The following is a 14222-nucleotide window of genomic DNA, read 5'->3' as shown; positions in this document are numbered from 1 at the left end:
AAACGCTGTCCCCGAAATGAATGAAGAACCTCCGGAACCACTTTTAAATAATGGTGCCGGAGGTTTTATTATTGACCGGATTGAAGAGGGCAACACATACCAAATATACATCCTTCCGAAGCGAAATTTATAATTTGCAGCATAAATGGGAATGTTTTAACTGTTATAACTTAACCGTTACGGAGTCAACAGATCTTATAGACATGACTTCTTTAACATTAATTTCTGACTTTCTTTGGGAGGATGTATGAATCTACATACGGAACAACTCCGACAAAAAGCTCATGAACTTGCGCTAACCCATGAACCATACATCACGCGGCGCCTAGCGATGCGCATATGGCGGAATTTTACTACGGATATGGAAAATTTGACTGCGTTCATACGCTCCATGCATGGACGTCGCGCAAGTTGTTCGCAGCCGGCGGAAGAATGGTTCCTTGATCACGCGGAGTTCATTGAGGAACAGGGGTTAGTCATTAAAAGCCAGCTCACCGGAAGCTTTTTGCGGCGTTTGCCGCATCTACGCAAGACCGGCGAGCCACGGATTCTTTCGATCTGCGCCGATTATCTGAAACACGTGGACGGAAACCTGGACATGGACACTTTTGTTTCCTATATCAATTCTTATCAGGAAGTATCCGTTTTGACCATTGCTGAAACGTGGGCGATCCCGCTTATCGCAAGAATTGCCTTGATCCGGCGATTGGCCGAAGTGATGGAATTCATTCGCGAACGGCATGAGGTGTGTTCACTCGTCGAAAGGCTGCTGGAGCGAATGGAGCCGTCGAAGGTAAGTCCCGATGCGCTTAAGGCTGCGCTTGAACAAGCAGGCCAAGAGATGCCGCTCTCCGGTCCGATGATCGTCCATTTGGTCAGTCATCTGCGTGAATGGACGGACGATTCGGCACACGTACGTGAATGGCTGTTGTGCAACTTGGAAAACGGTCCTGACAGCCTGGATCGTATCGTCTCCTATGAGTATCAGCTTCAGGCGGCATATCAAGTGACGATAGGCAATGCCATCAGCAGTCTGAGAAAAATCGAACGCTGCGACTGGCACGAACCATTCGAGCAAATTTGCCTTGTGGAACAAACCATGAGGCAAGAAAACTCCGGTGACTATGTATTGCTGGATGATTCAAGCCGCAGCGTACTGCGGGGACGCGTTGAGCGGCTGGCCCGCCGCTTTAATGTGCCGGAGAATCTGATCGCCAAGCAGGCTGTGGAGCTGGCGGCACAAGAGTATAACCTGGCGTGCGCGGAACGAGAACAAGCCAACACCCATATAGCGGAGAAGGAGAGTGCCGCGGGTAGTGCGGTTCGTCCGGATGTGATGCCTCGTCCGGCGTATATCGCTTATTACCTGCTCGAACCGAGCGGCGTCAAAGAGCTCCAGCGCGCGCTGAAACAATGCAGCAGTCCCCGGCGTTTGTCGCATATAGGGCTGCTGCAACGGGCTACCGGCGTTTATTTCACCGTTCTTACAGGGCTGTTCCTGGTTGCACTTCTCGGATTCGCTTTGTGGATTGCAGGAGGCTTCAGCTTGACGCTGACCGGGTGGGCGGCGGTTTTGCTTTTGCTGTCAATACCCGTGAGTGAGTGGGCCGTAACGGCAACACACTGGATGATTGAGTGCGCAAGGCAACCGCGGCCGCTGCTTCGCTATGATTTCTCGCATGAAATTCCGAGTGAGGCGACTACAATGGTTGTCATTCCGGTGATCTGGTCAAACGTCGAACAAGTGCGGGAAATGGCGGATCGGCTGGAGCTTCATTATCTGGCGAACCGCGATCCAAATCTTCATTTCGCCCTTCTGGGTGATTTTGCCGATGCCGACGCCGAGAGTCTTCCGCAGGATTCCGCCATTCTTGAAGCTGCCCGCGCAAGTATTGAGAGTTTGAACCGCACGTACTCCCAAACGGAAGAAAGCAGTACGTTTCACCTTTTTCAACGTCGCAGATTGTGGAACCCGTCTGAGGGCGTATGGATGGGCTGGGAGCGCAAGCGGGGCAAACTGGTAGAGTTCGTCGAACTGCTAAAAGGGCGAACAGATACGACCTACGACTTCGTAGTCGGGGATGCCTCGGTTCTTCCGGGCATCCGTTATATCATTACACTCGACGCGGATACACAGCTTCCGATCGGCAGCGCCCACCGGATGATCGGTACCCTGCATCTGCCATATAACCAGCCGCGGCTGAACCGTTCGCGGACACGGGTGGTCGAGGGATACGGCGTACTGCAGCCGCGAATCGGCATTAGTCACGAATCGTCCTTGCGTTCGCGCTTGGCTTATTTATGGTCAGGCGATCCGGGAATCGATCCTTATGCGTTTGCGGTTTCCGATCCGTATCAGGACGGATTAGGGCAGGGGATTTTCACGGGTAAAGGGATATTCGATGTCAGTGCATTTGCGCAGGTGCTATGCGAACGTATTCCTGAAAACCGGGTCCTTAGCCATGATTTGTTGGAGGGCGGCTTTTTGCGGGCAGGCTTGCTGTCGGACATTGAATTGATCGATGACCAGCCTGCCGCGTTCAGCGCGTATCAAAGAAGACTGCACCGATGGGTGCGAGGGGATTGGCAATTGCTTTTATGGCTCTTTCCCCGCACGTCCGACCGGCGGGGAAAGAGCTTGCCGGTCGATCTATCCGCTCTTACCCGCTGGCATATGATCGATAACCTGCGGCGCAGTCTATTTCCGCCGGCGCTGTTCGCTCTTCTGCTGTTAGGTACGGGCGTCCTTCCCGGATCACCGGAACGCTGGTTTGTTTTTGGGTTTGCTACATTGTTTTTGCCGCTGATCCGCCAACTCGTGGCAATGCGGCATACTATTCGGCGTCCCCGGAGCCTGCTTGCCACGGCTTTGCAAGTTTTGGTTACCCTGTTGACTCTGCCGTTTCAAAGCGTTCTGCTGCTAGACGCGATCGGCAGAACTTTGTTCCGGCTATTCGTTTCAAAGCGTCGTTTGCTTGAATGGGTCAGCTCTGCGGAAATTGAACGCCGCAACCGCGGAAAGCGGCATATTGTGCTTTTAGGGATGTACCCGGGATATGCATTGGTGCTTGTCTTTGCGTTGGCAGCGGCGGCGAGCGGCGCTCCAGCGGTACGGTGGACAGGCTTGACGCTCTGTGCTGTATGGTTATTCGCTCCTCTTGTCGTCCACTGGTTGGACCGTCCCGTCCAACAGGCCGAGCTGACGCTCGAACCGGGAGAAGAGGAAGAACTGAAGGCGTTGGCCAAACAGATTTGGACCTTCTTCGAGGACTACGTTACCGCAAAGGACCATTGGCTGCCGCCTGATAACGTGCAGTTGGAGCCGCCCAATGGCATTGCACATCGAACTTCGCCCACCAATATCGGGCTTTATCTTGCCTGCACGCTCGCCGCACGGGATTTCGGATTTATCGATACGCCCGGGCTGATTGAGCGGTTGGAGCGTACGATCGATACGGTGGAGCGCATGAATAAATGGAACGGCCATCTTTATAACTGGTACGACACGACTACTCTAGAACCACTGCCTCCTCTGTACGTATCGACGGTGGATTCCGGTAACTTCGCCGGCTATTTAATGACAGTCAAAGAGGGGTTGGCCGAGTGGCTCAAAAATGACTTTACATTCAACGAAAAGCCGGAGTCGAATACCAAGGGTCAAGGTCAAGCGGAAGAAGCGTTCCATGTGGCATTCGCCGAGGATTTGGTGCCTTCACTGCAGGGTAAACTGACGGACAAGACCACGGAAACGGCAGACGCGGGAGTCGGGGGGAATAAAGACGGTTCCGGACGCAAAGCATCGGCAGAGGATTGGCCGGCACGCGGACAACATCTGATCTCACGCATGGCGCTGTTGATTGAGAAGACAGACTTTCGTCCGCTTTACGATCACAAGACCAAACTATTGACATTGGGGTATCATGCCGCGCTCCAAGAACGCGATAAGATTCTGTATGACCTGATGGCATCAGAGGCAAGACAGGCCAGCTTTATTGCCATTGCCCTCGGTCAGGTGTCTGTAGCTCATTGGCGCGCGCTCGGACGGACCATGACCAAAGTCGGGAAGCGCACCGCGCTGCTCTCCTGGTCCGGAACCATGTTCGAATATTTGATGCCCTGGCTGATGATGCGCACCTATCGGAACACCATCTGGGATAGCACCTACCGCGCCGTCGTAGAGCGGCAAATCGATTATGCGCACGAAAGGGGTGTCCCCTTCGGCATTTCCGAATCCGGCTATTACGCTTTTGATTACCAGATGAACTATCAATACAGGGCGTTCGGCGTTCCCGGTCTCGGCTTCAAGCGGGGCCTGGAACAGGATTTGGTCGTGGCGCCGTATGCCGCCATTCTGGCGCTGCCTTTTGCGAAACGTCAAGGGCTTAAAGATTTGCGTAAAATGGAGGAGCTTGGCGCGCGCGGCAAATATGGCTATTATGAGGCGATCGATTTCACGTCCGAACGGATGCCGAATAATGAGACATGCATGGTCATCCGCAGCTTTATGGCCCATCATCAAGGGATGAGTTTGCTTGCCCTTGCGAACATACTGCTGCCGGTAAAAATGTACGAGCGGTTTCACCGCGACAAGCGCGTGCAGGCGGCGGAGCTGCTGCTGCAGGAGCGGATACCCGCGCATCCCAAAATCATTAGACACCCTGCAATGGCACGTGAATATATGCCTGAAACAAGGCCGGTGCAGAATGATGCGCAGCGGGAATACCTCTCGGCAGATACGCGTACGCCGGAGGTGTGTGTTCTGTCCAACGGAACCTATATGACCGTCGTGACGGGCAGTGGCGGCGGGTTCAGCCGATATGAAGGTCTGGCCGTCTCGCGGTGGCGGGAGGATCCGGTATTGGACGATTGGGGGAGCTATATCTATATCCGTGACGTCGCCCGTGATGCGGTGTGGTCTCCGGCATTTCAACCGTGCCGTGTTCCGTCATCCGAACAACGCATACAATTCTCGCTTGACCGGGCCACCTTCATGCGTACAGACGGAGACGTGCAGACCCGTCTTGAAGTCTGCGTATCGCCCGAATGGAATGCGGAAATTCGCCGATTGACGCTGACCAACACGGGGAATGAGGCCAAGATCATAGAGGTCACAACGTTTACGGAGCTGGCCTTGGCTCCCCCTATAGCTGATGATGCGCATCCCGCTTTCAGCAAATTATTTATAGAAACAGAATATGCGGGCGATTCCGAGTGCCTTCTCGCCCGAAGAAGACCCCGACAGGAAAGTGAGAAGGCTGTATGGGCGGCGCATTCCCTCATGGCGGAAGGACGAACGCTCGGACCGGCGGAATATGAGACAGACCGGGCCAGCTTTATCGGCCGCGGACATTCCATCTCCCAGCCGCAGGGGATCCGTTCCCGCCTTCGCGGTACGGTGGGCTCTGTGGCGGACCCTGCCTTTATCATGCGGCGTCAGGTAAGCATCGAGCCCGGTGAACAGGTTCAATTGTTCGCTGTTACCGGGATTGCCGATTCCAAGGAGGAAGCGGTCGGCATCGTCCGCCGGTTCCTGGAGAACCAGGCGGTGGAACGAACATTTCTGCTCGCGTGGAATCGCAGTCAAATCGAGCTTAGGCATCTGCACATTACGGCCGCCGAGGCGGCGGCCTTCCAAACCTTTGCCGGACAGGTGCTGTATACTTCTCCGCTGAGGAAGGAACGGAAGGACAGAATCATGGCGAATGCCAAAGGGCAGTCCGGCCTCTGGGCGCATGGCGTGTCCGGGGACCGTCCGATGATCCTTGTACGGATCGAGAATCGGGCCAATATGAAATTTATTGCCAAACTTCTGATCGGACACGAGTATTTGCGCCGCTTGGGGTTATTTTTTGACCTGGTCATTCTGAATGAATCGGCAGGCGGATACCAGCAGGATTTGCAGAAAGCGCTGCGCAGTGCGGTAGAACACGGGATGGACCGGTATAACGCAGGGAATGGGGGAGTGTTCATTATTAATGCCGACCAGCTGCCGGATGTGGACAGGACGCTGCTGCTGGCCGCAGCCCGTCTTATCCTGCGTGCGGGCGGTCCGAGTCTGAAGGCGCAAATCAAGCTGCCGCGTCAGGATAAAGCCTGGCCGGCCCCGTTCGCAGCGACAGTGCCGTTAAACCGGTTCGGCAGCCCGCCGACGGAAGACGTGCGCGATTTGATGTTCTTTAATGGCTGGGGCGGGTTTTCACCCGATGGGCGGGAGTATCGGATCGTGATCAAGAACGGTAATCATTTGCCGGCGCCATGGATCAATGTCATCGCCAATCCTCGCTTCGGCTGCCTTGTTTCGGAGCTTGGCACGGGTTACACCTGGTGGAGAAACAGCCGGGAGTGCAAATTGACCCCGTGGTTCAATGATCCTGTGCTCGACCCGCCTGGTGAAGTTTGTTATTTGCGGGATGAAGAAAGCGGTGAAATATGGTCTGTTCCTTCGTCTGCCGCAAATCCGGACCAATCCTATACGGTTTCGCACGGTCGGGGATTCACGCGGTTTCATCACGAGAGATACGGTATCATGCAGGAAATGACCGTTTTTGTTCCGCTTCATGATCCTGTCAAAATCATCAAATTGCGGCTGCAAAACAAAACTTCCGAAAAAAGATGCCTTTCCGTCACCTATTACGCTGAATGGGTGCTGGGTGTACAACGTCAGGCGAACGCCTCCTTCATCGTTTCGGAATGGGACGAATCGGCCCAAATGCTCCTGGCTCGCAATGCATATCAGGAATCGTTTCGCGATGCTACGGCCTTTTTGGGTATGTATCTGCTGCCTGAAGCGTCGGAGGAGTCCCCGGATACAGCATCAGAGGTTCAGCAGTCTGCTCCAGTCGAACCGGCTGATCTGTCCTGGACGGCAGACCGCAATGAATTTCTCGGGCGCAACGGCACATACGAAAATCCCGCTTCACTCAGCCGCGAGCGGTTGTCCAAGACAACGGGAGCTCTTTATGATACCTGCGGCGCGGTGCAGACCAAGCTTACGCTGGAGCCTGATGCCGAACGGACAGTTTACATACTTCTCGGTTGCGATCAGTCGCGCGATGCCGCCATGAAATTGGCGCAAACCTACCGTCAAGCGCGTGTCAGCGAGCAGTCATTAGCGCTTGTAGGGGAATTCTGGGATGATGTGCTGGACCAGATTTCGGTATCTACGCCATCCCCCGAGATGGATGTCCTGCTGAACGGATGGCTGCTTTATCAGACGCTCGGCTGCAGAATGTGGGCCAGATCCGCCTTTTATCAAGCGGGAGGCGCATACGGCTTTCGCGATCAGCTGCAGGATTCATTGGCGCTTCTGCACACCCGTCCCGACCTTACGCGTGCACAAATTTTGCTGCACGCTGCGCATCAATATGAGGAGGGCGATGTGCAGCACTGGTGGCATGAAGAAACGGAGCGCGGCATCCGTACGTTATTCTCCGACGATTTACTATGGCTGCCGTATGCGGCTTCGCGATACGTGGAGCATACGGGGGATGACAGCCTGTTTGAAGAGGCAGTTCCGTTTCTTCACAGTGAGCTTTTGCGGGAAGGGGAACATGAACGATACGAGCCGACACGCGTTTCAGAACAAAGCGGAACCCTGTTCGATCACTGCTTGCGGGCCATCGACAGGGCCTTGCAGCGCTTTGGCGAACATGGGCTTCCGCTGATCGGAATCGGAGATTGGAATGACGGGATGAATTTTGTTGGGGCGGAAGGCCGCGGCGAGAGTGTATGGCTCGGTTGGTTTCTCTATGACATTCTCGGCCGGTTCACGGATCTTTGCAGGGAGCGAGGTGACGCAGAACGGTCGCAACGTTACCGGGATGTAAGGGATCGGCTCATTCCTTCACTCGACGAGCATGCCTGGGATGGACAATGGTATCGCCGCGCCTTCACCGATGCCGGGCAATGGCTCGGTTCTATCCACAATCAAGAATGCCGAATCGATGCGATTGCCCAGTCATGGTCGGTCATTTCAGGAGCCGCGCCAAGGAACAAGGCTCTGCAGGCGATGCAGTCATTCGATCGTGAGCTTGTGGATCGGGAGCTTTCCGTCGCCCGTCTCCTGACACCGCCTTTTGACCGTACGCAGCCTAGTCCCGGTTACATTCAGGGCTATCCGCCAGGAATTCGCGAGAACGGGGCGCAGTATACGCATGGTGTCATTTGGAGCATTATCGCCTGGTGCCAGCTTGGGAAAGGGGACAAGGCGTTTGAGCTGTTTCACCTGTTAAATCCGCTAAACCACACGCGCACGTCAAACGAAGTGCGGAGGTACGCCGGTGAACCCTACGTTATGTCGGCAGACGTTTATACGGCGAATCCGCACAAAGGACATGCAGGCTGGACTTGGTACACCGGCGCCGCGGGGTGGATGTATCAGGCGGGAATTGAATGGATTCTCGGACTTCGCCGACGGGGGACGCGGCTGTACATCAGCCCGTGCATTCCCAGTGAATGGCCGGAGTATTCCGTTCATTACCGGTTCGGCAGGACGCGCTTTCTCATTACCGTCAATAATCCGCTGCATAAATCCGGCGGTGTGACTGCTTTACAGATGGACGGTCAAGAAATGTCCCTTAAGGAGCACGATGCAAAAGACGGTTACTACGTTGAATTATGTGACGATGGGCAAGTCCACCATGTGGTTGTGACGTTGTAGTGCCAAGGTATAAGAATGGGGCGGTCGTCGGCGGATGAAGAAGGCAAGCCGCAGCTTTACGCCGGACGGCCGCAGTAATCTGTACGCTTGTCATCATGATCGGTTGGAGGGAGTTTCCACATGTATAAAATACGTAAAGCGATTATTCCGGCTGCAGGCTTCGGCACCCGATTTTTACCCGCAACCAAATCCCAGCCCAAAGAAATGCTGCCTTTGATTAACAAGCCTGCAATTCAATATATCGTGGAAGAGGCCATTGCTTCTGGGATTCAGGATATTCTGATTGTGACAGGACGAAACAAACGCGCCATTGAAGACCACTTCGACCACAATGTGGAGTTGGAGTATTTCCTTAAAGAACAGGGGAAATGGTCTCAATATGAAGAAGTGCTGGAGATCGCGAAAATGGCGGATATCCATTTCATACGGCAAAAAGAGCAGCGCGGACTCGGGCATGCGGTCTTATGCTCCCGCAATTTTGTCGGAAATGAGCCATTCGCCATTCTTCTGGGTGACGATATTATCGATAACCCTACGAAACCGGCGCTTCGGCAGATGATGGAACAGTTTGAGACCCATGGGAAGACGGTGGTGGGCGTACAGCCCGTTTTGCCTGAAGAAGTGTCCAAGTATGGCGTGATTGCGGGCATGCCGATCGATAACCATATCTATGAATTGGAGGATTTGGTCGAAAAGCCCGATACGGATAAAGCGCCATCGAATTTGGCCATCGTCGGAAGGTATATCATTCAACCGGAGATTTTCGATATTTTGGAGGAAACAGGACCGGGACGAGGCGGTGAAATCCAGTTGACGGACGCTCTCAAGATTCTCTGCCTCAAGCAGGGCATGCATGCGCGTCTTCTGGAGGGAGACCGCCATGATATCGGGGACAAATGGGGATATATAAAAGCTACTTTGTCATTAGCTTTGCGGTGTGAAGATTTGCATGATAAATTGCATCATTTTTGGCTTGAGCGGTCCAAGGGATCGGCAAGTAAATAATTTTAATGCATCATAGAAATACTAAACAGAGGAGGTGGAATAAATGGTGGCCAAGGAAAAGGAAAGAGATAACACGGATTCATCGGCTTTATGGATGGGATGGATTGGGATTATCGCAGGAATTATCGCTTTTTTCTTTTCACCGGTTCTGTTTGGTTGTGCTGCGATAATTCTTGGTTTGATCACCGTCTTTAGTCAAGCCAACAATTTGGGATGGTGGGCCATAGGCTTGGGTCTGGTCGGGGCAGCCGCGAATATGTGGTTGTATTAAAAAGTCGTAAGGTTAAACGGGGCTGTCCCAAAATTCACCGAGGTGACGGGGATACCCCTTTTTCAATTTTGTAAAACAAAAAGAAGCGGGTTAAAGTGGAATAATTAACCAGTCAGTACAATGAGATATAAAGAGGAGTACAGTATGATTTTTAAACCGAAACAACCTAATAAATGTGTCAATTGCATTTGGGGCCATTATGGCATACGCGGATTTGCCGGCCGATTTTCGCTGCGGCGAAATATACAGGAAATAAAACGGGTTTAACTTTATCCGACGGAACGATGATTCAAAAGGGGATATCTTACTAAAAATTCATTTACATAATGTCGTTCTATTAAGAGACATGCTTCCCTTAAGAAATGAAATCAAAAAGACAAGATTTCTGTACAGGTTTATTGATAGTTCGTTGCCCGATCTTGCCCTGTATGTTAAAAACCATCCTAAATCCCAAGATATCAAGGGGCTAATCGGCATTACGATGTTAAATCGGGGCTGTGAGAAATTAGGATTTGAAGCATTCCCGATATCCTCCACAGCATATAGATGTTTAAAATGGATGAGTTTGATGCCTATTTGCTTGCTATCGGTATCGCAGCCGTTTAAAAACTTGAAAAAGCATGTGCCGATCTATTTGTTTATGTCAAAGGATCAGCTTTTACAAAAATTATGTGGAGTTGATGATAAGCCCAAAAAGATCGTCTGAAACCAAAAGCACTATATATAGGTTTTATTTTACATTGCATCACAAAATATGGTGGGTTATACTTGAATTGTGGAAATCAGAATTGTTGCGCAATTCTATTTCCCATAATAGACTTTTCCTCATAACCTTTTTCTCACTTGCCTCCCCTGGAAGGGGAAGGCTTTTTTTGTTATCGTACCAGGCCCGCATCTCTGTCATACCGGGACAAAAATACCGGCCATTAATTACCGATGACATTGTCCGGATCATTTTCTATACTGTTAGATATAGAAAAGGGGGTTTCGAAATGGAATGGTATATCTTGTTGGTTTTGATCATAGCAGTGATCATCTGTTTATTATATAAAGCACATAAAAATACGAAACAGGTAGAGCTGACTCATATCCGGTTGCCGGAAAACAAGAACGTCTCTCGTAATGAAATTTTGAAAGTACTGCATCTTTCGGACTTGCACATGGAGAACATTTCGGTATCGCCTGACCGGTTATCGGATCTATTATCCGGAGACCAGCCGGATTTGATTGCATTGACCGGGGATTATTTGGACAAAGTAAAAAGTATTCCGAAGCTGTCCGAATATTTAAAGGTTTTGCACAAAATGAAGCCGAAATATGGAATTTATGCTGTTTTCGGCAATCATGATTACGTGTTGAAGCATCATGATTTCGATAAGCTGCGGAAGGTGTTGGAGGATAACGGGTGTCAAGTTTTACAAAATGAAAATGATCTTTTGTACGTAGACGGCAGACCTGTCCACATTATCGGAATCGACGACTTCAGCACGGAGAGAAGTAATTTAGATCAGTCCTTTCGGAAGGTAAATCAGGGGTTTCGGTTGGTTTTGACGCACGACCCTAATATTGTATTAATAATGGAGAAATATAACTTTGATTATTTGCTGGCCGGTCATTTTCATGGAGGCCAGATTTGGTGGCCGAAGCCTTACCATTTGATTAAGATGGGACGTCTGGTTCGCATGAATATGGTAAAAGGCTTGCAGCGTTATCGGGGCAAAGCGTTTTATATCAGTGAAGGATTGGGGCAAACAGGGTTAAATATCCGGGTTGGCAGCAGGCCGGAAATCACATTTCATCACCTATCTCTACAGGCTATTGAAAAAGTACAAACTCCGACAGCAGTATAGCGACCGGAGTTTGTACTTTTTTAGTCCCTGTGCGAGTATCATATCATTTACCCGACATGGAACAAGATTGCGCAGGTCGTCCATTCCCATGACAGCCATCATTTGCGCGGCGGAGTGAGGGGCACATTATACCGTTCCAGTTCGAAATTAGCTGTATGCCCTAATGAAGTTGGCATATGCTTTGCAATAACAACGAGATATTTCTATTCGTAATTGTATCGTAATAATGATCTGCATTTCGGCGCAATCCATCACATTGTTCCCGGGAGCTTAATATACTTCCCAATTGTTCTTCCATACTCGCCTCGTGCTTCCAATGGTCGGCCTGGACAATAAGCCCTTGCTGCTTTAAGCTTTGCAGATTGATTTTTTCTTGTCCAGGCAGCGCATGGTAAACAAAAATAGGTATTCTTTTATAAAGGCATTCACTGACCGTTACTCCGCCCGGCTTGGTAATGATGCCATCGATTTGATTGTACAATTCATCCATCTCTTCTCTTGATGTGATATAGGGTAAGGGAGTAATACGGGGATGCTTTAAATTTATCAGATATTCGTGCAAATGCTTATTTTTACCGCATAATACTTTATAGTGGATATTTCCCTTTTTTCCAATTTGACGAACAAGGGAAGGAATGACGCCAGCACCAAGGCTGCCGCCGGAAATTAATACGGTCATTTGGGAAGAGAACACCGATTTTTCTTGATTCTCAGTAATTTTCGGGTGAATCGGTATACCGGTAACAAAAATCCGTTCCTCAGGGACACCTTTTTGCACGAGCGACTGTTTTAGGTCCTTGTTGGGAACGAAATGGTAATCGATATTGCCGCATCCCCACAGATTATTGATAAAAAAATCGGTATATACATTAATAACCGGTACGGAGATTATACGACGGGTCTTTAGACGATTGAGAATATAAGAAGGTAAAGCATGGGTACAAATGATCATATGAGGCTGTTCCTCGCGAACCAGCTTTTCAACAAAATACTGAAAAAGCCACTCGTAGATACGGTAACGCTGCGGTTGCCGCGTCGGTTGGTATACCGACATTCTGTATATCCAGTTGTAGAAATTCGGGAACGAATGAATCCATTTTATGTAAATTTGTGATACGGCAGATTCCATCCTCCCATAGCTGTATTGAAGAATATCCACTTTTTTGCATTGGACAGAAGGCATTACTCCGTGAATATGATCTATTAAAGCTTCTGCAACCTGGTGATGGCCGGTAGATATCGAAAGAAAGGGCATAACCAATATTTTTTTCATCCTTCATTTCCTCCATCAGTAACGGCAATATGCGAAATACAAACTGGGGATAATACGGTAAATAGGATACTACATCATGGCCTTTGACATACATGGTTGTATGATGTTCGCGAGGAGACCGACAGATGGAGATGAAGATGAAGGTGATGACTTTCAACATACCTCATGGACAAGGAATAGACGGGAAGGTAAACCTGAATCGAATTGCCGGAATCATTGAAGAAAGTGAGGCCGATCTTTATCGAGATTTCCCATTATATCCTAATAACAGCATAAGCTTGGAAACGTTTGTTCCGGATTAAGGGAAGCCCGTGTTTTATTGGAAGCCGACGTACAAATAAGAGCGGGTTTGATTTTAGATGTGTAACCACTGCGATCGCTCATTCATGAATGGCCTTGTGAGAGGTTTTCTTAATCCGGAGCAGCATGTATAAGCAGAAACTGATTTTTTCCACCAATGAAATTCCTTTTCACAAGACAAAATAACCATATCCATTAAAACATTCCAAAGGGGATAAGGACATGAGGTTAAAGTCAATAGCCCTGACCGTTTGGGATATTCTTGATCCCATCTATTATGCCTGTACCCGGTTAAGATATATTGGCGGGGGCGACCGGAAAAGCAGCGCGTTTCGAGTGCGACTTACGTTGTACAAAGGCAGACCGGTATCTTTGGCCGACGGAACGACGATTCAAAAGGGCGATCTCTTGCTGAAAATTCATTTACATAATGTTGTTCTGTTAAAGAACATGCTGGCCTTGAGGAATGAACTGCAAAAAGCAAGATTTCTTTACCGGAGCATTGAAAGATCGCTGCCCGACCTTGCCTTGTATGTTAGAAGCCATCCGAAATGCCATGATATCAAAGGGCTGATCGGGATTACCATGTTAAATCGGGGATACGATAAATTGAATTTTGAAGCATTTCCCATATCCAGCACAGGGTACAAATGGTTAAAATGGATTAGTTTGATGCCGATCTATCTGTTATCGGTGACGAATCCGTTTAAAAACATGAAAAAGCATGTCCCCACTTACTTGTTTATGTCCAAGGATACGCTATTACAAAAACTTGTGTTGTTTACGCCTAGCGGCGAGCTCAAATCCAACATAAACCGTTCTTGATGATTTATTTTATTTGTTAGTCAAATTTTCAATTTTCTT

Annotated in this window: 8 protein-coding genes; 7 read left to right on the top strand and 1 reads right to left on the bottom strand. The window is 49.9% G+C overall.

All coding sequences use genetic code 11. The annotated features are described in order from the left end of the window. The first annotated feature begins 247 nt into the window (after window positions 1–247). The 5 genes from IJ22_RS09590 to IJ22_RS09570 all read left to right on the top strand — a co-directional run bounded on the left by IJ22_RS09590 (window position 248) and on the right by IJ22_RS09570 (window position 11785). Window positions 248–8659, top strand: a complete 8412-nt coding sequence (locus tag IJ22_RS09590; protein ID WP_062408651.1) for a glycoside hydrolase family 94 protein — start codon at window positions 248–250, stop codon at window positions 8657–8659. Window positions 8660–8779: 120 nt separating this feature from the next. Beyond that, a complete protein-coding gene (gene galU, locus IJ22_RS09585; RefSeq protein ID WP_054818392.1) occupies window positions 8780–9664 on the top strand; it encodes a UTP--glucose-1-phosphate uridylyltransferase GalU in 885 nt (294 codons plus the stop codon). Window positions 9665–9707: 43 nt separating this feature from the next. Next, a complete protein-coding gene (locus IJ22_RS09580) occupies window positions 9708–9935 on the top strand; it encodes a hypothetical protein (protein WP_062408650.1) in 228 nt (75 codons plus the stop codon). A 271-nt stretch (window positions 9936–10206) separates the two neighbouring features. Then, on the top strand, window positions 10207–10641 hold the full coding sequence (locus IJ22_RS27180) for a YkoP family protein (protein ID WP_418007115.1): 435 nt from the start codon (window positions 10207–10209) through the stop codon (window positions 10639–10641). Between the two features lie 286 nt (window positions 10642–10927). Further along, window positions 10928–11785 carry a metallophosphoesterase gene (locus IJ22_RS09570; RefSeq protein ID WP_062408648.1) on the top strand — a complete coding sequence of 286 codons (858 nt, stop codon included), beginning with the start codon at window positions 10928–10930 and terminating at the stop codon, window positions 11783–11785. Window positions 11786–11945: 160 nt separating this feature from the next. On the opposite strand, the gene IJ22_RS09565 is transcribed toward IJ22_RS09570, so the two are convergent. After that, on the bottom strand, window positions 11946–13058 hold the full coding sequence (locus IJ22_RS09565) for an MGDG synthase family glycosyltransferase (protein WP_062408647.1): 1113 nt from the start codon (window positions 13056–13058) through the stop codon (window positions 11946–11948). A gap of 125 nt (window positions 13059–13183) precedes the next feature. Here IJ22_RS09565 and IJ22_RS26330 point away from each other — a divergent pair, with 125 nt between their 5' ends. Both IJ22_RS26330 and IJ22_RS09560 read left to right on the top strand, forming a co-directional pair. Then, window positions 13184–13360 carry an endonuclease/exonuclease/phosphatase family protein gene (locus IJ22_RS26330; RefSeq protein ID WP_160327369.1) on the top strand — a complete coding sequence of 59 codons (177 nt, stop codon included), beginning with the start codon at window positions 13184–13186 and terminating at the stop codon, window positions 13358–13360. 220 nt (window positions 13361–13580) lie between these two features. Next, entirely contained in the window at window positions 13581–14183 is a 603-nt protein-coding gene (locus IJ22_RS09560; protein ID WP_062408646.1) for a YkoP family protein, read from the top strand. Window positions 14184–14222 lie beyond the last annotated feature (39 nt).

The sequence above is a fragment of the Paenibacillus naphthalenovorans genome (genome assembly GCF_001465255.1).
In the GTDB taxonomy this organism is placed as follows: domain Bacteria; phylum Bacillota; class Bacilli; order Paenibacillales; family NBRC-103111; genus Paenibacillus_G; species Paenibacillus_G naphthalenovorans.
This window is presented reverse-complemented; position numbering and strand designations above follow the sequence as displayed.